The organism is Caballeronia udeis, assembly GCF_044909315.1.
GTDB lineage: Bacteria > Pseudomonadota > Gammaproteobacteria > Burkholderiales > Burkholderiaceae > Caballeronia > Caballeronia udeis_A.
Window position 1 is genome coordinate 1 of record NZ_JBIYEB010000053.1, and the last position, 22,014, is coordinate 22,014.

The following is a 22,014-nucleotide window of genomic DNA, read 5'->3' on the forward strand; positions in this document are numbered from 1 at the left end:
AACGGCAGCAGGTCGCTGATGTCAGCGTCCGATGCCCGTTGTGGCATCTCGGTGAGCACATGATGCAGATACGCATAGGGCTCAACGTTGCAGGCTCGGCATGTCAGCACGAGGCTATAGACAATGGCGCTCGCCTTCGCGCCTGCAACTGTGTCAGAGAAGAGCCATGAATTTCTCGATGTTGCAAATGGCCTGATATCTCTTTCCAGAATATTATGCTGACTCCCCGATTATGCCGCGTCATGAATCGACGCACACGACGGTTGGGCGGATCTCTGTTCCCGGTCGCTTGGATTGTCGGCATTATCAGAGAGCCTCCAGGAATGCGAGCAACGGGTCTGGAGGTTTATAGCGTGTCGGCGCGATACCGCTCGCCGTGGCGTGCGCGAGCGCGCGCTCCTTGACCCGGGCGGTCACGCAAACTCCTCCGGGTATGGTCACTTCAAACTCCTCCACCTTCCGGTCCAAGCTAAGCAAGCCATAGCCGCGGATCGCGCCATGTAGCAGGACGTTATTTTTACCTCCTTGGTTAGCCTTGGAGGTGGGAGTTGAACGTCTTGAAGCAGCATCAGCAAAGTACCGTGTTCACGCTACTGGAGCTCAAGAAGAGCCAGCGTGAGATTCATCGGATCACCGGAATCGACCGCAAGACGATTCGCCGCTACATGGCGATCTTCGCGGCACGAGCGCCCACGGCCGCAAATTCCCCCGCCCCCGCGACCATCGGCTCGAAGGACACTGACCAAACTCCTCCACTCCCGCGACCACCGGCTTTTCAGGCCGCGTTGACGAAGGCGTGCAACTTCGATTTCGCCCGTTCATTGTGCGAGCCCCATCGGCAATGGATCGAAGAGCAAGTTCGCTTGCAACGAAACGCTCAGGCTATCTACCAGGATCTCGTTGATCAATACGTGTTTGCCGCGAGCTACGAGAGCGTCAAACGGTTCGTGCGTGCCTTGCGCCATATCGATCCGGAACAATTCGACCGTCTTGAGTTTCTGCCGGCCGAATAATCGCAAGCTTGCGATTACTCGCCTAATGGGAAGCGCCTCGTTATAAGAAGGAAATGGCCTACCCCCCGGAATCTGCTGGCTGGTAGGCCGCACGACCTTCTCATTATGGGCGCGTGCTTTTCACAGAGAGTCGAGCCAGGTCAGCAACTCCGGATTCCGCTTCCATCGCGGCGGCCGACCGGGCTTCGTTGATGGGTCGACCTGTTCGAGCGCCTTTCGCTTGGTATCCAAATTGGCGCGAGCATAGTGATTGGTCGTGTCCAGTCGCACGTGCCCGAGGTAACTACGGATCACCGACACGTCGACACCGGCAGCGACGAGCTGAACTCCGACACTGTGACGCCACGTGTGCGGCGTGATTCGCTTTGCCGCGAGAGATGGCACGCGCTGCGAAGCTGACTGAACGTACTGCTTGAGCTTGAAGCGAACCCCAACTGCACCGAGCGGCTGGCCGTATCGATTGACGAAGATGGGCTCGTCATCCGAACGCGGTTGTCGCCTCAGCAGCGCCTTGATTATGTCCACCGTTTCCGGCCACAAGGGGCAGATGCGACTCCTGCGGCCCTTGCCGAGCAGCTCAACTTGCGCGGGGGATTCAAAGCGGATGGCCCGTGGGCACACATCCAGTGCCTCCTGGATTCGTGCTCCCGTGTTGTACAGGAACGCTAGCAACGCGTGATCCCTCTGTCCTTCCGGGCTCGATTGGTCGGGTTCTCGAAGGACCGCCGCGATTTCGTCGGCATCCATGTAGCACATGGCAGGCCGGGATCTCTTCTTGACCGGAATATATGCGATCTCTGCGCATTGCGCGATCGCCAGCGGCTCGCGATGGGCGACGAAGGTAAAGAAGCTATGGATGGCAGCAAGTCGACAGTTGCGCGTGCCGATGGACACCTTCCTTTCCTTCTCCAGATAGTCGAGGAACTCGATCACGTCGCTGGCCTGCAGGTCCGCGAGCGACAGTTGCGCGATCTCCCGTCGCCTCCGGCTGGCTGCAAATTGAAGGAACATCTTCCACGTGTCGCGATATGACCATACCGTATGATGGGAGAGATTCCTCTGCTTGTCCATCCATTCATGAAAGAACGCGTGCAACAAAGAGGCGAGTGAATTCGGTTTCATAGCACACCATCCTTCGTCTGGAGAGCTGCTGCGCCATTCCTACGGAAGCGCTCGCCGGCTTCCTGCAGCAATTCTGGTGTGATGTTCAGATAGACCAGCGTCGAGCGGATATCTTTGTGTCCGAGGTACGTTGCGAGATAGGGAAGCCTGGATTGCGGGTTGATTCCCGACTTGTACCAGTCGCGCATCCGATGGCCTACCATCGTATGTCGCAGATCGTGAACTCTCGGCCCGACCGCTCCGTGCGCGGGTTTGATGTTCGCACGTCGCAGGACATCCGTCAGAACAAGCCGTATGCCACCCACTGTGTAGCCGCGGTTTCGCTGTGGACTCCAGAACAGTGGGCTCTCAGGATTCGTTGGAGTGCCGGCTTGCTCACGCATGTCCAGATAGTGCTGGAGCACTGTCATGACTCCAGGGGCCAGAGGCAAGCGACGTCGCTTGAAGAACTTCGTCGCCCGGATCTCGAGAGTCTGCTCACGCAGATCGACATCGCCAAGCACCAGACGCGCGACCTCGCCTCCCCGAAGACCGGCACAGTAGGCAAGCACGAGCATTGTGAAGAGGGTGACAGGACGCCACGGTGCCTTCGGCGAGGGATACAACAGCGCCGCCTGGAGAATGCGCTGTATCTCATCGTCCGTGTAGAGATATGGGGATCGCTGCTGTTGCCGAGCCGCGCGAGCTACTCCATCTCCGGTGGACAGGACCGGCACCCGCGGGTCGATCCGGTGCATCGCTTTCGACACTGTGCGGCCTGCTCTCCGAGCTTCAAACAAATGGTACGGCGACGGTTCTTCCTCGCTCCAATGCTCGACGAGTTCGGCCAGCGTAAGCCCGGCCAGCTCGGGATGGTATTGCAGGAAGCGATCGAAGCGCAGCAGTCTCTGCTCTTCGGTGCGATAGCGATAACCGAGGACGCGCATGTGTGCAATATGCTCATCCATCACTATTCCAAGGAAACTTCCGAAACGAGGAAGCCGGCGCTGTTTCTGGATTGCTGCGTTGCCATCCTCACTGACGAGGGCTCGAACGATCGGCGTGGTGCGCGGGCCGTACTGCCGATGTAATTCTGCAAATGGGTTTGACGTGATGAGTCCGTGGGCGTGCAACCACTGGACATATCGCTCGATCAGGAAAGTTCGGTGATAGAGGATGTGTGCCTGCCACTTGAGACTGTGTTCCTTCAGCCATTGCTGCACGAGTGAGACGTCCGGTGAAGTAATCGCGTCATGCTTCGCGAGAAAGCTGTTGAAGTTGCATAGAATGCCCGCATAGTTCTTGTACGTGGCCGGATGGCGAAAGCGTTGCGCCCGCAAAAATCGCTCGACGGGTACCGCATCGATGGATGGTAAGTGAGTCATGGTAAAAATCCTCCTGGCAGATCCAGTCCGATGGTTCGCAGATCCTCAGTCGCAAGCTTCAGATACTCTGCGGTCGCCGCAGCAGACGTGTGACCCAACACATCGCCGATGATCTTGAGCGGCACACCAGATCGCAGCAAGCTCACGGCGCGTGCGTGGCGAAAAGCGTGGGGGCCTTTCCTTCCTTGTGGAATGACTCCGGCTGCTCGCAGACGAGCGCTCGTGATGCAGTTGAGGATCGACCCGTTCTTGAACGGGCGGTGCGGTGTCTGGATACGCAGGAATATCTCTCGATGTACGCTTGGCGGGCGCGCCTTCTCCACGTATCGGAGCACAGCTTCGCCCGGTTCGCGTAGCAATGGAAGCTCGGAGTAGGTCCCTGTCTTTGAGTGGCGCACGCAAAGAACGTCCCGCCTCCAGTCGATGTCCTCCAGGCGTAAATTGACGACTTCTGCAGCCCGTAGGCCGTAGGTCGACAACAGGATCAAGACGGCGTAGTCGCGCAGACCGACCGGTGAGAGATCCTTCCGAGTCACCTCCAGAACCCGCTGCACTTCCTCTGTTCGAAGGGCGACTGGAATGTCTTCGTGCTTATAGATGCGCGGCCCAATTACGGTGCCGGCGAGATCGATGGCGATTCGGCCCGTGTGCCACAAGTGGCGAAGAAAATCACGGAGGCAGACGGTTCGATCTTCAATGGATCCGCGCCGTAGTCCGTCACAAGATTGCTTCAAGTACGCATCAAGATCGCGAACGCTCAAGTCCGCAAGACCCCGTTGATCTGCTCGCTTTCCAAGCGACGTTAGGAATTGCAACGCATGCTTGGTGCGCTTGGCTCGTGTCAGTGGGTGCAGTCCACGCAGCTCGCGCAACCACGTGTCGTAGTCCTTGACGATATCGCGATGAAAGACTTCGAGAGCGCTGCGCGGTGGGTCCGGGACCGGCCATGCTCCATGCACAAGACGCAGCATCATATTGATGGCACCGGTGTATCGATGTCGCCATTTCTGAAACGGTGGCAACTCGCTGTACTGTTTCCGCGAGAGCCGATATTGCCCGCGCAAGAACCGCGTCACGTGCCCCGAGCGAACGGATTCGATCGACAGTCCATTACGGTTGCAGTAATCCAGCAACTGACGTACGCGAGCCGGATACCACCGCTGGATTCGTAGGGAATACCCCTCGGCCCTAAGATGAGCCAGCAGTTTCTCGATCAACATCTCATCAGTTGATAGCGGAGCGGACATGGGAACCTCCTCGGACATGACCAAGCCTGAGGATGCCACGTGCTCGTAATGGAAAGCAGAATCGCGAAAAATGCGGGCTGCCCGGCGACTCGCCGGTGTCCTTCCAATTACTGCCTCCTTCAGATTAGCCGAATAATCGCAAGCTTGCGATTACTCGCCGGGCAGGAAATCGAGCCGGTCAAATTGCGCGGGATCGATGTGTCGCAGCGCGCGCACGAACCGTTTGACGCTCTCATAGCTCGCAGCAAACGAGAACTCGTCGACAAGATCCTGATAGATAGCCTGGGCGTTTCGCTGCAGACGAACCTGTTCTTCGATCCATTTCCGGTGAGGCTCGCACAACGAGCGGGCAAAATCGAAGCTATGCGTTTCGGCAGGCGCGGCCTGAAAAGCCGGTGGTCGCGGGAGTGGAGGAGTTTGATCTGAGGGGTCCAAGCCGATGGTCGCGGGGATGGGGGAATTTGCGGACGCAGTTGCGCGTGCAGCGAAGATCGCCGTGTAGCGGCGGATCGTCTTGCGGTCGATTCCAGTGATCCGATGAATCTCGCGCTGGCTCTTGTTGAGTTCCAGCAACGTGAACACCGTACTTTGCTGATGCGGCTTCAAGACGTTCAACTCCCACCTCCCGGGCTGGCCAAGGAGGTAAAAATAACGTCCTGCTACGTGGTGCGATCGGCGACGTCGGCTTGTTCAGATCGGACCGCAAGGTGGGGGAGTTTGAAGTGACCACACCCGGAGGAATTTGGGTGACCGCCCGGGTTCTGGACTGGTTTCACATCGCGATGAAGTTCAAGGCTGCCAAGAACTCGGTGTTAGGAAGCCAGACGATTGAGCCCGAAGAGCGAATCGCTGTAGAGACAGAGATCGATCACGCCAAGTGGCTGGTTTGGCATGGAAAAGGCAGACAATCCGTTTTCCGCATCAAAGCCCTGGACGCCACGCTGCTGGCAAGGGAAGGCTATGAGCACTCGACGTTGTACTGGAACCTGCGCCGCCTGTACTTCTACATCGAGCACAACGCCGGTAAGCTGGTGAACTATGGAATGCGCTATCACAAGGGACTACCGATCAGCAGCAGCATTGCAGAGTCCGCGGTGAACCTGGTGGTCAGCCATCGCATGGCGAAGAAGCAACAAATGCGATGGACGGACGAGGGAGCGCACTGTCTGGCACAGGTCAGAGTTGCCGTTCTCAACAAGGAATTCTCGGTTAAGAAACTTGCCGGGTTGACCAAAACTTTTGTAGCGGCGAATTCGCCGAGTGCGCGCCGAGCGGCGTGAATTGACCTCCCACAGTTTGGTTCACTCTCATTCGAAACTGTCGGCCGTAGCAACGTGTCGGTGATCCACGGAAACCAGCCAACCCGAATGGCACTGGCACCACCTGATTCGACGATCTTCAAAAAGAGCCGAAAACCAACGCCATAGCGCTGCGTCCTCTGCGTTGGCAGAAGCCGCTGCGAGTTGGCGAATAACCGCTAGCTTCTCCACTGATCCTCCTTCCTACCTGAACTTTGTATTGAGATCATCGCTGAATTCCGCAGCAGTAATCCTAAAGTCTTTCATGCCCGAGCGAATCGAAATCATGTCCCGGGTTGTTGCCGGCCCGTACTGTTGCGGCGCAACGATGTTGCCAGACTGACCCACTTGGCGTGATTGTTTGAAGGGGAATACTCGTAGTTCAAGGCGCAATGCCGATCGTATTGCCGGCTGATAATTGATTCGTCGAACTCCGCGACAGGCGTGTGCGCCTGTTATGTCATCTCTTCCCCGACCCACCTTGCTCGACTCATAGCATTCGGTAAAACTCAGCATCCCGCTTTTCTCGGAAGGCTTTCACACCTTCGACGGCGTCAGGCGTGCTTTTACACACAGACGCGGCGAATTCATGCGCAAGCTCGGCCTGCCCTGATTCGACAATGCGCAATAGTCGCTTCCCGACGGAAAGAGACGCGCTGGACCGACGTTTAAGCAAAGCGCAGATTTCGGCCACACGCACATCAAGTTGCTCTTGCGGCAATGCCTCGTTGACAATCCCCCATTCAGCGGCTCTCACGGCCGTAATCGGCTCGCCGAGCAATACAAGCTCTCGCGACCGGCTTGTGCCTACCAGGTCGGAAAGTCTTTGGCATCCCATCCAGCCTGGAATCGCACCCACGGACGCTTCCGGAAATCCAAGCATCGCGCTGGTTGACGCGTATCTGAAGTCGCACGACAGCGCGAGCTCCAATCCACCGCCAAGTGCACTGCCGGAAAGCACCGAAATAGTCGGGATGTCGAGCTCCGCGATACGCCGGAAGACACGGTTCCCGGCCCGGATGAAACGGCTCCCCATTCCTTCGGGGTCGATATCCCCCCACTCTTCGATATCGGCGCCGCTGCAAAAAAAGCGCGGACTGGTCGAGCGAAACACCGCCACGCGTACGTCTTTCGCGTTCTCGATCTCAGCAAGCGCGAGATCGACATCTGTGAGCATCGCCATCGTTAGGGCGTTGTGCCGTGCCCCGCGGTCTAGCGTGACTGTCGCGACGTGACGGTCGATGCAAAAAAGGATGTTGGAACTGGGCATGATAATGAGCCTTCGGGCCTAAGAGTCATATGGAGATTTTTCCACGGCGCTAAAATACGCTCGCTAAATTCGACCGTTGCAATCCCCCACCAGGTTTGACCACAGCGGCGCCTGAAAACCAAGCCACCCTGGCATTGATGGCCTAAGTCGCTCTCGCCTTTTAGCCTCGCCCTCCAACAGAATCGCTGGCTTATCAAGGGCCTTCGAAGCGTTAAAAGTCGCGGTCGATGAGTTACTCAAAGCGTGGGTTCGCAAGATGAAAAGCGCTCAAAGATTCGAGCGGATGCTGTTACTCGGGGTCCTCACGCGGAAGCGCAAGTTCTGCGTAATCGTGGTCCAGCAATGCGCATAACGCCTCAACGATTAGCTCGTGATCTTCGCGCTGCGCCAAACCGGAGACCGTGACTGCCCCAAAAGCCTTCTCAAAGAAGCGGACCGCCTCATCAAGATTAGGGACCGTGAAACCTACGTGCTCCATGCCAAAAAGTCTCATCATGCGTTTCCGTTTGTTGAAACTAGTTTGGAGATCGATTGATCGCCCTGCTACAAAAGGCACCGCTTATGCCGCAACGTCTAAAACTAAAACGCCGGCTTGACCGTGTCGACGTTGTCCTTCGTTACGCGCACCGTCGGCAAAACGATCTTGGGCGGTACCTTTTCGCCTTTCAGGATTTTGAGCGCCACGGCCATGCCCTCCGTGCCGGCCGGCGGATACAGCCATGTCGCCGATTCATCTCCCGCCCGGATCGCATCGAACTCCTCCTTCTGCCCGTCAAGCCCGGTTACCTTGATCTCCTTGGACCGCCCGCTTTCTTTGATCGCCTGGATCACGCCAAGAGCCATCTCACCGTTCGCAGCGAACACCATATCAATCGTCCCTTGCGGATGCGCTTGAAGGATGTTTTGCATGACCTCATACGCTTTGGGCCTACGGTAATCGCCGGGCTGGGACGCAACGACCTTGATATCCGGATACTTCTTCACGATGGACAAAAAACCGCCGACCCGATTTAGTGATGTCTCGTCCCCGGGAATGCCTTCAATAACCACGACATTACCTTTGGGCTTGCCGTACTTCTGGATCAGGCTGTCGACAAAGAATTGCCCGGCGTCAACCCCTAGCCCGCGGTTATCTCCCGAGACCATGGTAATTGCTCCAGCATTTTCAATTGGCTTACCAACGAACATGTACGGGATGCCGCGTTCTTTCAGACTCTGCAATTCCTGACGCAGGCCCTCCGCTTTGCCCGCCTGAACCAGCAGCAGTTTTATCCCCTTCGACTGCATATCCTCAATGCCGGCGATCTGTGTCGCGACATTTCCCTGTCCGTCTGTAGCAAGAAGCCTGATGCCAGCAGTGTTACAAGCTGCTTCGATCTGCCTGCGCTGATTCGCGAGCCACGGATGGTCCAGACTTTCCTGCGATAGACCGATGGTGTCCGGCGCAGCCCACACAGCACTGATGGAGCTGAACAACAGCGTCGCCGCAGTCAAGGCATGCGCAATGGTTGAGTTTTTCATTTTGTCTCCTTTGTGTCGGGTACCTATCGGCCCCTGGAACGGCTAAGCTGAGCGTGAATCAGGACGGCTATCACGATGATTGCGCCCTTCACGATCAATTGTGTATATGCCGGGATGTTAAGAAGGTTGAGCAAGTTGTTGAGCACGCCGATCAACAACACACCAATGATCGTCCCGCCAATCCCGCCCGCACCCCCGGCAAGACTCGTCCCGCCAACGACGACCGCCGCGATTGCGTCGAGTTCGAGGCCTTTGCCGAGATTGGCCTCCCCAATGTTCAGTTGCGCCGCCATAACTATGCCGCCGAGTCCGGCGAAGAACCCGGACAAGCAGTACGCGATCACGCGAACCCGATCAACTGCAACACCCGAGAGGCGCGCTGCTTCAACATTGCCTCCCACTGCGTAGACATGTCGCCCATAACGCGTCTTCTTCAGGATCACGACCGAGGCCAGCGCTATCAGGATGAACAGAATCGCTTGCACTGGAACACCGCCGAGTCGGCCGCGGCCAATCCATCCGAGTGAAACAGGCACGCCGATCACCGGTTGGCCATCGGAATAAGCCAGACCGACACCGACGAGCGCCGTCATCATGCCGAGGGTGACAATGAACGGCTGGATGCGTCCTTTGGTCGTGATGAAGCCGTTCAGCCAGCCGCAGGCCAGGGCGACAGCAAGTCCGCCGGCAAGCGATGCAACCGGCCCGTACGGTTTAAGGCCTGCAACAGCAAGCGTCGTCAACGCGAGGATCGACCCGACTGACAGGTCGATGCCAGCGGTGAGGATGACGAATGTCATGCCCAGGGCAGTCAGACCAACGACCGACACCTGTCTCACTACGTTGAGCAGATTGTCAGGCGTCAGAAAGAACGGTGAAGACAACGAAGCTGCGACGCAGAGCAACAGAAAAATTGCCAGGATGCCGTATCGCTGAAACAGTTCAATACGATGGTATGCGTTGTTAGAGAAACGCTCGCTGGAATTAACATTCGGTAGTGATTTGGCCAGGGCCATGATTACCTCGCAATCATTTGTAGAACGGACTCTTCGGTTGATCCGAGCGCCATCGCCTCACCCGTGACCACGCCGTCGCGGACGCCGACAATGCGATCCGCCATACCGATCAATTCCGGCAATCCAGAAGAAATCAGGAGTACTGCTTTACCTGAACGTGCAATTGCATCAATGAGTCGATAAAACTCGGTCTTCGCGCCCACGTCTACACCGCGTGTTGGCTCATCCAGAATCAGCAGCGAAAAGGAACTCGCCATCCATTTGCCAAAGACCACTTTTTGCTGGTTGCCACCGGAAAGCGTCACGACCGGCACTTCCACGCTCGAGGCCGATACCGCTAGTTGCTTGCAGACTTTTGCGACCCGTTCCCTTTCCCGGCGGCTTTCGACAAAACCTAACCGGCAGATGCTGCGCAACGTTGGCAAGATGGCATTCTCGCGAATGCTCAACCCCAGCACGAGTCCTTGCAACTTGCGATCTCCCGGAACAAGCGCAATGCCCGCCGCGATAGCCTGCGACGGAGATTGCGGCCGATGGCTTTGGCCCCGAAACGAGATGCGGCCAGCGGCGACGGTCTCGAGGCCGAAAATTGCTCTGGCAACCTCTGTCCTGCCTGCACCAACGAGTCCGGCAAGACCCACCACCTCCCCCGCACGAACGCTAAAGGTAATGTCCCGCACCCGTTCTTCCAGACGCAGACACTCGACCTCAAGCACGATCTCGCCGGTCGTTACCGGCCGCTTTTCTGGAAAGCGTGTATCGAGTTCACGACCCACCATGAGCTGGATCAATGACTCCCGGCTAAGTTCTGCGACGGGCCGCGTGCACACGGAGCGCCCGTCCTTCATCACCGTGCAGGTGTCACAGAGGTCGAAGATTTCATCCAGCCGATGCGAGACATAGATGATTGTTACGCCCTCGCTAGAGAGCTTTCTGACCACGTTATAAAGCAATATCATATCGTGGTCGGATAGCGTTGCCGATGGTTCGTCCATGATCAGCACTCGCGCAGAAACGGCTAGCGACTTGGCGATTTCCACAAGCTGCTGCTCGGCGACAGACAAGGTACCGACACGCCGGCGAACATCGATTGGCGCGCCAATACGCTCCAGCAGCGCCTGTGCTTCGTGGCGCATGGACTTGCTCTCAAGCAGTCCGCCTCCGACGCGCTCGCGCCCCAGGAAGATGTTTTCTGCGACGTTCAATCCGGGTATCAGATTGAACTCCTGGTAGATGGTAGATACGCCTGCTGCGGCCGCTTTACTAGGTGACTCCGGTGCATAAGGTTCTCCGTCCAGCAGCAATTCACCTTCGTCTGGAGCAACGGCACCACTCAGGATCTTGATGACCGTCGATTTGCCTGCCCCGTTCTCACCGACCAGTGCATGGACCGACCCCTTGCTGCACGCGAAGGCAATTTGATCAAGGGCGCGGACACCTGGATAAGCCTTGCTGATCCCTCTTACTTCAAGTGCATTCATGGCGCCCCTCTTGAGTTGGCAACGCGAGAAAGATGGGTCACTCAGGCGACTTGCAACTGGATCTTCAGCACGCTCTTGTCTTCCGCGAGACGCGCGAATGCGTGCTCGACATCGTCGAGCCGGTAGATCGTAGTGAGGAACGGCGCTACGTCGATACGCTTGTAGCCGAGTAGAGTCGCTGCCTCGTGCATGTCGTCGCCCATTCCTGCCACGCTTGCTTGCACGCCCTGCTCACGCAGAACGAAATCAAGCGCTGAGATTCGGAACGTGTGGCCCGGCTTGGCCAAACCGAATGCGATCACACGCCCGCCCGGGCGGATCAACGCCAGCGCCCTTTCATAGAGATCAGTCGAACCGACGCTCTCAATCGCGACGTCGACACCGCGGCCATCAGTTGCAGCCCGCACGGTGGCTTCCAGTTGCGCAGCGTCGGTCACGACAAAATCCGCGCCCAGGTCTTTCGCGAGTTGCGCGCGCTGCGCGTTAGGCTCTGCCACGATGATCGGTGCCGCGCCCGAACGCAGCGCCAGCTGCAAATGCATCTGGCCGATCGGCCCTGCACCGATGACGAGCACGCTTTCTCCCAGCCGCAAATGACTTTTGCGAAACGCGCGCACGATGCATGAGAGCGGCTCGACCATCGCGCCCTCTTCAATCGGCATCGCAGCCGGCAACGGAACGACAGCATAGGCCGGCACCCGCACGTATTCGGCCATGCCGCCGTTCACGTGGATACCGAGTTGAACCATCTGCGGACAATTGAGGATTTCATTCTTGCGGCAGTAAAAGCAGCTGCGGCAACCGAGGTTGATATCGGCCGTTACCGGCTGACCGACGCGCAGTCCTTGCACATCTGAACCCATCTCCGCGATCGTCCCCGAAAATTCATGGCCCGGAATCAATGGCAGGCGATGAGCAGAGTAGTTGCCGTGATAGATGTGCAGGTCGGTGCCACATATACCGCAGCGCTCTACCTTGATCAACACATCGGACGCGCCGCATTCGGGAATCGGCACGTCGCGCAACTCGAACTGCTTCGGCGCAACGAGTACAGCAGCTTTCATGACTTTCTCTCTGACGATAAACGCGAGGACGACATCGCCTCTGCCGCATGGCGAACCGCGGCGTTTGAGGCTGGAAGGCGGGTGGCGAGCCGGACAGTTCGTTCCAGCCGGCCAGGTTCTGCAGTCAGGTCTGCTGAGGAGTCGGGGCGTCCTGCCGGATCAGCTCGCGGCGCTTCAGTTCAGCCCAGAATGCGGGTGGAATGTCAGCCCTGAAGGTTTGGAGGTTGTCTTCCAGCTGCGCGACCGTTCGCACGCCGGGAATGTTGGTCGGGATCGCAGGATGGCCCAGAACGAATTGCAGCGCCGCCGCTTTGAGCGGCACCGAGTATTCCCGACATACCTGCTCCATCTTGCGCACGCGTTCGAGGATCGCCTCAGGCGCAGGTGCATAGTTATACTTCGCACCTGCCACCGCGCCCGTCGCCAGAATGCCGCTGTTGTAACCGCCACCGAGAATCACTGAGACCTGCCGTTCTTCGCATAGAGGCAGGAAGCCGTCCAGCGCGTCCTGTTCGAGCAAGGTGTAGCGGCCCGCCAGCAGCAGGCAGTCGAAATCTTGCCGGCGGATCGCTTCGTGCGCGACTTGCCACTCGTTGACACCAAGACCCACCGCTTTCACGACGCCTTCGTCCCGAAGCTTGAGCAGTGCTTTCGAGGCACCAGCCATCGCAGCCTCGAACATCTCAGGCTGACGCTTGCCATGTGTAAATACGTCGATGTCGTGAATCAGCGCGATGTCGATATGTTCCAGCGCGAGCCGCTGCAGACTGTCCTCGATCGAGCGCATCGTGCCGTCATAGCTGTAGTCGAAAACAGGTTCAAACGGCAGTCCGTCAACCCAAGGCGCAAAGTTGATCTCGGCGCGCTTGCGCGGCTTCAGAATGCGTCCAACCTTGGTCGACAGTACAAACTGTTCACGCGGATACCAGCGAAGTCCCTGCCCGCAGCGCGCTTCGCTTAGACCGTGACCGTACATGGGCGCGGTGTCGAAGTAGCGTACACCCGAGTCCCACGCTGCCTTGATCAAGGCGACCGAATCCTCTTCACTGATCGGCCTGAAAATATTGCCGATCGGCGCAGCGCCGAAACCCATCACAGTGGTTTCGAGCCCTGAGCGCAGCCATTTACGTTTTGCTACTGGATCCATTCCTTGTCTCCTGTGTCGACCGGAGTTGGCGCTTATCGGGCCTGTGCGAAGTAGTTGTTTCCGTGAGTTCAGTTGTCTATCCGATCTTAATTTTAGTAACTCACCGGATGGTTACTTAGAAATGATATTAGGCCGCTGCGAAACATCTATCAAGCGGGTTTTCCCTGACTTCTTGCGGCTTTGTGCAACTTTCGATCAGGCGCCTAGAGTTGCGCCATGACAGCGGCCCTGGCGAGGACATGATTAGGGCATAAGCCGCAGAAAAGCGGCCATCACGTCCACCGAGCTTTCGAGTAGATGACGGCCCGGATGCGCAACGAGGCCGCGCGCCGAGGCGTCTTCAAGCAAGCGCGTTTGCGCAGGTTTCATGATGAGGTCCGCCACCACTGCGTTCGGACTCGCTCCAGTCAAATCGATCGGTAGCGGATCGCTCGTGCGCATCCCGCATGGCGTCGCATTGACGATTAGATCGTGCGTAGCCTGCGCGACCGGACCGCTTCGGCGGATCAGCGTAGACCCGCCACGCGAGCGCAGTGCGTCTTCCAGGCGTTGCAGCGATTGGGGGTTGCTATCGAACAGATCAAGCGACGTGACTTCTGCATCGACCAGGGCGTGTGCGACTCCCGCGCCTGCGCCGCCGGTTCCAACAAGCAGCACCGACTTGTTGCGCACCACATGGTTGCAGGCATGGAGGCCTTGCACAAAGCCGACGCCATCAAACATGGCGGCCGTCCATATGCCGTCCGCTTCCCGACGCAGACAGTTGACGCTGCCGGTCTGCCGGGCCGCCTCGGACAAGTCCGCGGCGTAGGCGGCTGCAGCAATCTTGTGCGGCACGGTAACGACCACGCCCGCCAGGTTGACGATGCTCCGCAAGCCTTCGAGTACAGCACCGAGTTTCGCGGGCGGGACCTGCAGCGGAATCAGTACAGCATTGACGTCGTGCCGCTCGAACAGCGCGTTGAACAGTTCGGGCGATTTCGCCTGCCCGATGGGGTCCCCCACGATAGCAACGATCCTTGTGTCTCCGTCGATCTGCATCAGGATGTTCCCCCGTGCCCAAGCGTGATACGTTCGATCAACCGTTGTACGCGCAGTGCGTCTTCGCCAACAATGGAAGGTGCCCGATCCTCGCGGATAGCCGCGCAAAAGTCCTTGATCAACTCACGATGCGCGGTATGAGAAAAGTCCATCGGCTTCGCGCTGAAGCCCGAAGAAGACGGATCACGAAATTCATCGGTGCGGCCATCCTGGAAGACCACGCGCAGAGCGCTTCCTTCGAGCACCGCCGTGCCGTTTTTGCCGGCCACTTCAATGCGTTCAGGAAAGCCGGGAAACGCAGCGGTGGTCGCAAGCACATAACCGGACGCGCCACTTTCAAATCTGAGGGCGGCGCTTGCGAAGTCCTCCGCTTCCATCGAATGCAACAAGGTCGTCGCGGTTATGCCCGTCACGGATGACACGTCGCCCGCCAGCCACATCAGCGGATCGAGCGAATGGATCGCTTGCGTCATCAGTACGCCGCCGCCATCACGCGCATAGGTGCCCCTGCCGGGTTCGTCGTAGTAAGGCTGCGGACGCCACCAACGCAGATCGAGTCCCGCATAAGCGAGCGGGCCGAGCGCACCGCAGTGCACCAAGGAGGCAAGCCGCTGCACGGCAGGTCGGAAACGGTTCTGAAACACGACACCGAGACGCACGCCGGCGTCGCGGCATGCTTGCACTAGAAGTTCAGCGCGTGAAATCGAGATGTCGAGCGGCTTTTCAAGCAACACATGTTTGCGCGCTGCCGCAGCCCGCAGGACAAGATCAAGATGCGTGTGCGGCGGCGTCAAGATCAGAACGACGTCGACACGGGGATCTTCAAGCACGCCCTCATACGATTCACCGAGTGGGAAGCCATACTGATGCGCAAATGGCTCGAGCCGTTCACGCGAGCGTCCCACCACACTAACCACTTCTACTTGGTCGCGCAGGTCGTTGAGCGCAAGCGCGTGGGGTGTGGCGGCCAGGCCGACGCCAACGATCGCAATTCCGGTCTTGTGCATTTTGACCTCCCTATTGGGATTAGGGATCGCGTTAGACCGATGCGGTCACCGCAGGCACCGTGTCGAACAGATCGCCGACAAGACCATAATCGGCAACGCTGAAGATCGGTGCTTCGGCATCCTTGTTGATTGCCACGATGACCTTTGAGTCCTTCATGCCCGCCAGATGCTGGATGGCACCCGAGATTCCGATGGCAATGTACAACTTCGGCGCGACGATCTTGCCGGTCTGGCCGACCTGATAGTCGTTCGGCACGAAGCCCGCGTCGACCGCGGCGCGCGAGGCCCCCAGTGCTGCGTTCAGCTTGTCGGCTAGCGGTTCTAGAACCTTCTTGTAGTTTTCGCCGTTGCCCAAACCGCGGCCACCCGAAACGATGATCTTCGCCGACGTAAGCTCCGGACGGTCCAGCTTCGTCACTTCACGGCTCACGAACTGTGACAGGCCGGTATCTGGTGCAGCTTCGATTTTCTCGACCGTTGCGCTGCCGCCTTCTGCCGCAGCGGCGTCGAAACCGGTTGCGCGGACCGTGATCACTTTGATCGGATCAGTCGATTGAACTGTCGCAATCGCATTACCTGCATAGATCGGGCGCTCAAAGGTATCGGCGCTGATCACTGCAGTAATGTCGCTGATCTGCGCGACCTCCAGCTTCGCGGCGATGCGCGGCGCGATATTCTTGCCGTAGGCGGTGGCCGGCGCAAGGATGTGTGTGTAGTCCCTCGCAATCTCAAGCACCGTTGCTTCAATATTTTCTGCCAGACCCGCTTCGAGTTGCGGGGCGTCGGCCAGCAGCACCTTTGAAACACCAGCGATTCTCGCTGCTGCATCCGCTGCAGCCTGCGCGTTGTAACCCGCAACCAGCACGTGAATATCATCACCAATCTTTTGCGCGGCTGCAATCGTATTCAGCGTTGCGGGCTTGATCGATAAACCGTCGTGTTCAACAATTACCAGATTCGTCATTTCGTCCATCTCCTCACAACACCTTGGCTTCGCTCTTTAGCTTCTCAACCAGCATCTTTACATCCGGCACTTTCGCACCAGCCGCACGTTGCGGCGGCTCGACAACCTTCAGGGTCTTCAGGCGCGGTGTCACATCAACACCCAGCTCTACGGGTTTGAACGTTTCCAGCGGCTTTTTCTTCGCCTTCATGATGTTGGGCAGCGTCACGTAACGCGGCTCATTCAGACGCAGATCCGTGGTAATCACGGCTGGCAAGCTCAGGGACAGCGTTTCCGAACCGCCATCGACTTCACGCGAAATGGTCGCTCGGCCGTCTGCCACGACCACCTTTGACGCGAAGGTGGCTTGCGGCAACCCAGCCAGCGCAGCCAGCATCTGGCCCGTCTGGTTTGAATCGTCGTCAATGGCCTGCTTGCCAAGGATGATCAATGAGGGCTGTTCCTTGTCGACCAGTGCCTTCAGCAGCTTTGCCACCGCGAGCGGCTGCAACTCTTCTGATGACTCGATCAGGATTGCGCGATCCGCGCCGATCGCCAGCGCGGTGCGCAGCGTTTCCTGGCATTGCGTCACGCCGCAAGACACGACAATGACCTCCAACGCTACGCCCGCTTCCTTCAGTCGTACCGCCTCTTCGATCGCGATCTCATCAAACGGATTCATGGACATCTTCACGTTCGCGACGTCCAGGCCGCTACCGTCTGATTTCACGCGTACCTTCACGTTGTAGTCAACCACACGCTTGACCGGCACCAGAATTTTCATCTGCAACAACTCCCTCATTAAAAGCCGGCTGGAAACTACCGGACCTGAATTTACTTGATGATCAGTACCTTCGAGCGGTCAAAGGCAACAGTCACTGCGATGATCAGGATCATCCCGAACACGATCTGCTGCGCAAACACGCTGATACCGACGAAGGTCATGCCAACGCGTGCAACCGATACCAGCAATGCGCCAACCAGCGTTCGCGCAATGCCTCCCGAGCCGCCGGTTAGCGCAGTCCCGCCGACGATCACCGCGGCAATAGCGGGCAGCAGGAACTGGTTTGCCAGCGTAGGCGATCCGCTACCCAGGCGCCCGGCCATTACAACGCCAGCCAGTCCGGCAAAAAACGACGACGTGGCGAACACCAGGCACTTGGTCCCCGACACATGCAAGCCCGACGCGATAGCCGCAGGCTCGCCCGCACCTATGGCATCCACGTGCCGCCCAAATATCGTCGAACGATGTAGAAAAATGCAAAATGCGAACACCGCGACGCCGAGCAGGATCTCGTGGGGCATGCCGAACGAGGAACCAGTGGTCCAGCCAAGCGAGGCGTTGCGCGTCTCGTCGCTGATCCCGATCGAGCGCGTACCTGAGAGCGTCAGCGCAGCTGCCGATGCGATCCCGCCCACGGCGAGCGTCGCAATAAATGAGGGAATCCTTAACATTGTCTGAATCACTCCGCTCAGAAGACCAATCCCGATCGATGCTGCGAGCGCAATCACAGCGGCCAGCGCGCCATAACGCGGCAGCAACATGGCGACGATCACGCTCGAGAGCGACGCGACTGCCTGCAATGACAGGTCGATACTGCCGAGTAGCACCACGAACGTCGTGCCGGCTGCCATGATGAACAACGTGGAACTGTCGGCCAGCAAGCCTAGCTGCGTCGACGGTGCAAGGAAACTTGGCTGCGCTATTTCAATCAGCAAATACAGTGCGACTAGAGCGACGAAGGGCGCGTTTTCGCTAAGCTTCGCCTTAAGCGTTGCGTTCAGATGTGGCATGTTGACCTCAGACCATGTGTTCTACAATTTCGACCTGCGAGGGCTTTTGCCCGACCACGCACGGCAGGATGGTTTGGGCGCGCCCGTCGCGCATCACCATCACACGGTGGCTGAGACCGAGAATTTCTTCGAGGGTGTCGCCGGTGAGTACCACTGCAACGCCTTCCGCTGACAGTTCCCGGATGAGTTGGTAGACCTCCTCCTTCGCGCCTACGTCGAGACCGCGGGTGGGATGATCGAGCACGAGGATCTGACTGCCTGCAAAACGCCATTTCGCGAGCACCACCTTCTGCTGGTTGCCGCCCGACAAATTGCGGCAGGATGCATCGGGGCCCGGCGTCTTGATATGCAGACGATCAATCCACTCGGTCGCAATCACGCGTTCGCTCGCCTTGCGCACCACGCCGGCACGGCTGACCGCGCCAAGACGCGGCAGCGTCAGGTTTTGCGCCACACTCATCTGGGTCACCAACCCTTCCACTTTCCGCTCACGCGGAACGTATCCGATACCCAACGCGACTGCATGATTCGCCTGCGGCCTGAGGCGCGTTGTGCCTACCATCACCTCACCGGCATCGAGCTTTTCAAGTCCTGCGATCACCCGGCACAACTCCTCGCGACCCGATCCGACCACCCCCGCTACACCGAACACCTCGCCGCGATAAACCTCAAACGAGACATCGTTCAGCGCATGTCCCTGCGACGCATGATTCACCGACAAGGCAACCTCGTCGCGGCACGGCTTTTGCAGATTCTCGCGGTAGTACTCGCCGTGCATCGAACGACCCACCATCAGTTCGTGAAGCTGCGCCACTGACGCGCTGGCGGCCGGCATGTTGGCAACCACCTTGCCGTCCTTCATCACATACACGCGGTCGCTAAGCGATAGGAGTTCGTCCAGCCGATGCGAGACGAACACGAACGAAGCGCGCGACTTGAGTTCGCCAACAAGCCGAAACAGAATCTCGATCTCTGCGGCCTCGAGTACCGAAGTGGGCTCGTCCAGCAAGATGATTGGGGTGCCACCGGTTCGGCTAGCGAGGGAAAGGGCGCGTGCAAGTTCCACCATCTGACGCTGACCAAACGAGAGGTCCTCGCACAGGGTGAGAGGATCGATGTCCAGATGCACCGTGGCAAGTTCCTTGCGCGCTGCTTGCTTGAGCTTCTTCCAGTTCAAGCGGCCGAAGGTGACGAAGTCCTCTTCACGACCCAGGAACAGATTCTCTGCGACTGTGAGGTTCGGCAGGATCGACTGTTCCTGGTACACCATCGCGATGCCCTTCGAGGTGGCGTCGCGTGGACTTCGGATCACCATCGGTTTGCCGTTAAGCATGATCTCGCCGGTGTCCTGATGGTATGCACCCGTCAGCAACTTCATGAGCGTGGACTTACCCGCACCGTTCTCACCAATCAGGCCCACAATTTCATTCGGCCTGACTTCGATGCTTACATTGTCCAGGGCTAGTACGCCGGGAAAGCGTTTAGTGACGTTATTGAGTGTCAGCATGTCTATTCTCCGGCCACTTATTTAACAATGTGCCGACGCGAGCGATTAAGCGCCAGCGTGACCGCGACGATGATCAGGAGACCCTGGATGCCTTGCTGAACATAAGGCGGTACGCCGAGCAAAACCATGCCGTTGGCAAGTACCACCACCACGAGTGTGCCGATCAGCGTGTTCATGGGACTGCCGTTACCGCCAGCGAGCGAGGTTCCGCCCACGACAATCGCGGTGATGGCAACAAACAGTTGTCCATTGGCGATAAGCGCATGTCCCTGGCCGTATTGCGCGACAGCAAGGATGCCCGCCACACCATAAAAGGCCCCGGCCAGCGCGAAAATGGCAATGCGCACGCGGCTCACCCGCACGCCGCTCAGCCGCGCGAGATCTTCTCCGCCGCCAATAGCCAGGGTGTGACGACCCAACAGCGTATGCCGGTAGATAAACCACGCCACACCAAGCGACAGCACCGCGATCCATACGGACAACGGCAGACCGAAGTAGCGCGTGATTGAGATCGAGCGCAGTGCCGTGTCACTGACACGGATCGTATTGCCCGACAGCCACGCCGTTCCGATCCCCGACGCGACAAAACCGACCGCCAGCGTAGTGATAAACGACGGAATGCGCAGGAACACGTGCAGCACGCCGTTGGTAAGGCCCAGCACGGCGCCCGCAGCAATCGCCACCGCCAGCACCCACAGCCCGAAGTGATTGTCGTTGTACGAGTTCTCAACGAGCATCGACACGGTAATAGCCGCGACCGCCACAACGCCTTCCGCCGACAGGTCGATGCTGCCGATCTGAATGACGAAGGTTCCGCCCAGTGCAATGGTGAGCGGGATGGCGGCGGCGATCGCGATTCTCGACAGGTTCATCGGATCGAAAAAATCGTGATTGCACGCGCCAATGCAAACGCCGAGCGCCAGGAGAACCAGTAGCGGCGAAAATCGTCGTACCAGTGCGCGCGTCGAAACGAACCGGGTCCCGGTTGTTGGTAAGCGTATGGCCTGCCGGGTAGGCGCTGCAGTGAGCTTGTTCATCGATACACCACGGGTCCCGCCACTCGGGCATACAGGTTGTTCCAATCAATGCTCGGCGCCGACTCGCGGGCAATCACCGTCTGCACATTGGGCTTCGTCACGAGCGTCGCCTTGCAGAACGACTCGCGCTGGTCCTTGGGCAAGGTAGCGATATCGACTTTTTTGTTCTTCGCCTGAAGACCCATCGACAGGCCAATGCCGCCCAGCCAATAAGGGTCCCAGTCGACCGTTGTCACGAGTTCCCCCACCTTGACGGCCGCGAGACCGGGAGTGGTGCCGTCCATCCCGGACACCGGCAGCTGACCCGCAAGTCCTTCGGCACGGAGCGCTTCGATCGCGCCAAGCGCCATGTCGTCGTTGGCTGCCCAGACACCCTTTACCTTGGAGTTGAAGCGAGTCAGCCAGGCCTGCATGATCGGGAAAGCCTTTTGCGAGTCCCAATCGGCCACCTGGAAATCCAGCAACTCGATACCCGGAAACTTCTTCAACGCGGCCATCAGCCCTGCCTTGCGTTCAATGGCCGGCACGTTGCTGAAAATACCGCCGAGCGCCACGACACCGCCCTTGCCGCCCATGGCCTTGAACAGTTCGGTCGCGGTCGCCTCGCCGTATGCCACGCCGTCGAATGAGAGATGCGCAACGTAGTTCGGGTTGAAGTCCCACGGATGAAGGTCCTTCGGCTTGTTCCAGATCGTTGTCACGAACGCGCCGGCCTTCTGGCATGTCTCGACGATGACCCGTGCATCCGCAGAATCGTTCGGGTCGATATTGAGGACGAGGTTGCCGCCGGTCTTCTGCAGCAGTGCACGAATGTCAGCAATTCCTTTTTCCGAACTGCCTTCCGTGGTGAGCGGCACATAGGGCAGCCCAACGCTCTTGGCAAAGTTCTGTGCCCCCTTGTTGAATGCAGTGTAGTAGGGATTGGTCAGTGAGCGAAACGAACAGGCGAGCGTGGTCTGCTCTGCTCCGAACGAAAGACCCGACACCCCGCCTCCAGCCACGGCGATGGCGGCGCCTGCGCCGAGTTTGATGAAGTCACGTCGTGATACGCCTGCGCGCTGGTCTTGTTTGAACATGATGTCTCCTCCGAACAAAAAACCCTGTTATCAGGGGTGGATAAATAACCAGATATTTACTGCAAA

At 58.4% G+C, this 22,014-nt stretch carries 19 protein-coding genes and 4 pseudogenes; 2 read left to right on the forward strand and 21 right to left on the reverse strand.

Annotated features, from left to right (window positions below):
* Together ABH944_RS42415 and ABH944_RS42420 are read right to left on the reverse strand one after the other, a co-directional pair.
* Positions 1–218: pseudogene (locus ABH944_RS42415) on the reverse strand (transposase domain-containing protein); the annotation flags it as partial.
* Positions 219–306: 88 nt separating this feature from the next.
* A complete protein-coding gene (locus tag ABH944_RS42420; RefSeq protein WP_404615111.1) occupies positions 307–441 on the reverse strand; it encodes a hypothetical protein in 135 nt (44 codons plus the stop codon).
* Between the two features lie 107 nt (positions 442–548).
* On the opposite strand from ABH944_RS42420, the pseudogene ABH944_RS42425 reads away from it, so the two are divergent.
* Positions 549–1,010 (forward strand): annotated as a pseudogene (locus ABH944_RS42425) (IS21 family transposase); the annotation flags it as partial.
* A 123-nt stretch (positions 1,011–1,133) separates the two neighbouring features.
* Here the strand turns inward: ABH944_RS42425 and ABH944_RS42430 are convergent.
* The 4 genes and pseudogenes from ABH944_RS42430 to ABH944_RS42445 all read right to left on the reverse strand — a co-directional run.
* Positions 1,134–2,084, reverse strand: a complete 951-nt coding sequence (locus ABH944_RS42430) for a tyrosine-type recombinase/integrase (RefSeq protein ID WP_404615109.1) — start codon at positions 2,082–2,084, stop codon at positions 1,134–1,136.
* Positions 2,085–2,131: 47 nt separating this feature from the next.
* Positions 2,132–3,499 (reverse strand): tyrosine-type recombinase/integrase, encoded by a 1,368-nt coding sequence (locus ABH944_RS42435; RefSeq protein ID WP_404615107.1) that lies wholly within the window; start codon positions 3,497–3,499, stop codon positions 2,132–2,134.
* The gene (locus ABH944_RS42440; protein WP_404615104.1) at positions 3,496–4,746 is read right to left on the reverse strand and encodes a site-specific integrase; all 1,251 of its coding nucleotides are present in this window, start codon (positions 4,744–4,746) and stop codon (positions 3,496–3,498) included. Before ABH944_RS42440 ends, ABH944_RS42435 begins: the two co-directional genes overlap by 4 nt.
* A 153-nt stretch (positions 4,747–4,899) precedes the next feature.
* Positions 4,900–5,361 (reverse strand): annotated as a pseudogene (locus ABH944_RS42445) (IS21 family transposase); the annotation flags it as partial.
* 107 nt (positions 5,362–5,468) lie between these two features.
* On the opposite strand from ABH944_RS42445, the gene ABH944_RS42450 reads away from it, so the two are divergent.
* Positions 5,469–6,026: a hypothetical protein gene (locus tag ABH944_RS42450; RefSeq protein WP_404615102.1), complete on the forward strand. Its 558-nt coding sequence runs from the start codon at positions 5,469–5,471 to the stop codon at positions 6,024–6,026.
* A 508-nt stretch (positions 6,027–6,534) separates the two neighbouring features.
* Here ABH944_RS42450 and ABH944_RS42455 read toward each other — a convergent pair.
* From ABH944_RS42455 to ABH944_RS42525, 15 genes and pseudogenes are all read right to left on the reverse strand, one after another.
* Positions 6,535–7,314, reverse strand: coding sequence for an enoyl-CoA hydratase/isomerase family protein (locus ABH944_RS42455; RefSeq protein ID WP_404615100.1), 780 nt, complete (start codon positions 7,312–7,314; stop codon positions 6,535–6,537).
* 289 nt (positions 7,315–7,603) lie between these two features.
* Positions 7,604–7,726 (reverse strand): annotated as a pseudogene (locus ABH944_RS44695) (heme-degrading domain-containing protein); the annotation flags it as partial.
* A gap of 167 nt (positions 7,727–7,893) precedes the next feature.
* Positions 7,894–8,835 (reverse strand): substrate-binding domain-containing protein, encoded by a 942-nt coding sequence (locus tag ABH944_RS42465; protein ID WP_404615098.1) that lies wholly within the window; start codon positions 8,833–8,835, stop codon positions 7,894–7,896.
* 23 nt (positions 8,836–8,858) lie between these two features.
* Positions 8,859–9,851, reverse strand: coding sequence for an ABC transporter permease (locus ABH944_RS42470; RefSeq protein WP_404615096.1), 993 nt, complete (start codon positions 9,849–9,851; stop codon positions 8,859–8,861).
* A gap of 2 nt (positions 9,852–9,853) precedes the next feature.
* Positions 9,854–11,332, reverse strand: coding sequence for a sugar ABC transporter ATP-binding protein (locus ABH944_RS42475; RefSeq protein WP_404615094.1), 1,479 nt, complete (start codon positions 11,330–11,332; stop codon positions 9,854–9,856).
* Between the two features lie 41 nt (positions 11,333–11,373).
* Positions 11,374–12,396 (reverse strand): zinc-dependent alcohol dehydrogenase, encoded by a 1,023-nt coding sequence (locus ABH944_RS42480; protein ID WP_404615092.1) that lies wholly within the window; start codon positions 12,394–12,396, stop codon positions 11,374–11,376.
* Positions 12,397–12,520: 124 nt separating this feature from the next.
* Complete coding sequence (locus ABH944_RS42485; protein ID WP_404615090.1) at positions 12,521–13,543, reverse strand: aldo/keto reductase; 1,023 nt, start codon at positions 13,541–13,543, stop codon at positions 12,521–12,523.
* A 243-nt stretch (positions 13,544–13,786) separates the two neighbouring features.
* Complete coding sequence (locus ABH944_RS42490; protein WP_404615088.1) at positions 13,787–14,584, reverse strand: shikimate dehydrogenase family protein; 798 nt, start codon at positions 14,582–14,584, stop codon at positions 13,787–13,789.
* On the reverse strand, positions 14,584–15,591 hold the full coding sequence (locus ABH944_RS42495) for a Gfo/Idh/MocA family protein (protein ID WP_404615087.1): 1,008 nt from the start codon (positions 15,589–15,591) through the stop codon (positions 14,584–14,586). The genes ABH944_RS42490 and ABH944_RS42495 overlap by 1 nt, the downstream gene beginning before the upstream one ends.
* Before the next feature lie 31 nt (positions 15,592–15,622).
* Complete coding sequence (locus ABH944_RS42500; protein WP_404615085.1) at positions 15,623–16,555, reverse strand: electron transfer flavoprotein subunit alpha/FixB family protein; 933 nt, start codon at positions 16,553–16,555, stop codon at positions 15,623–15,625.
* A 13-nt stretch (positions 16,556–16,568) separates the two neighbouring features.
* On the reverse strand, positions 16,569–17,318 hold the full coding sequence (locus ABH944_RS42505; protein ID WP_404615083.1) for an electron transfer flavoprotein subunit beta/FixA family protein: 750 nt from the start codon (positions 17,316–17,318) through the stop codon (positions 16,569–16,571).
* 50 nt (positions 17,319–17,368) lie between these two features.
* Positions 17,369–18,328: an ABC transporter permease gene (locus tag ABH944_RS42510; protein WP_404615081.1), complete on the reverse strand. Its 960-nt coding sequence runs from the start codon at positions 18,326–18,328 to the stop codon at positions 17,369–17,371.
* A 7-nt stretch (positions 18,329–18,335) separates the two neighbouring features.
* Entirely contained in the window at positions 18,336–19,835 is a 1,500-nt protein-coding gene (locus tag ABH944_RS42515; RefSeq protein WP_404615080.1) for a sugar ABC transporter ATP-binding protein, read from the reverse strand.
* 17 nt (positions 19,836–19,852) lie between these two features.
* On the reverse strand, positions 19,853–20,872 hold the full coding sequence (locus tag ABH944_RS42520) for an ABC transporter permease (protein WP_404615078.1): 1,020 nt from the start codon (positions 20,870–20,872) through the stop codon (positions 19,853–19,855).
* Complete coding sequence (locus ABH944_RS42525) at positions 20,869–21,948, reverse strand: sugar ABC transporter substrate-binding protein (protein ID WP_404615076.1); 1,080 nt, start codon at positions 21,946–21,948, stop codon at positions 20,869–20,871. Before ABH944_RS42525 ends, ABH944_RS42520 begins: the two co-directional genes overlap by 4 nt.
* Positions 21,949–22,014 lie beyond the last annotated feature (66 nt).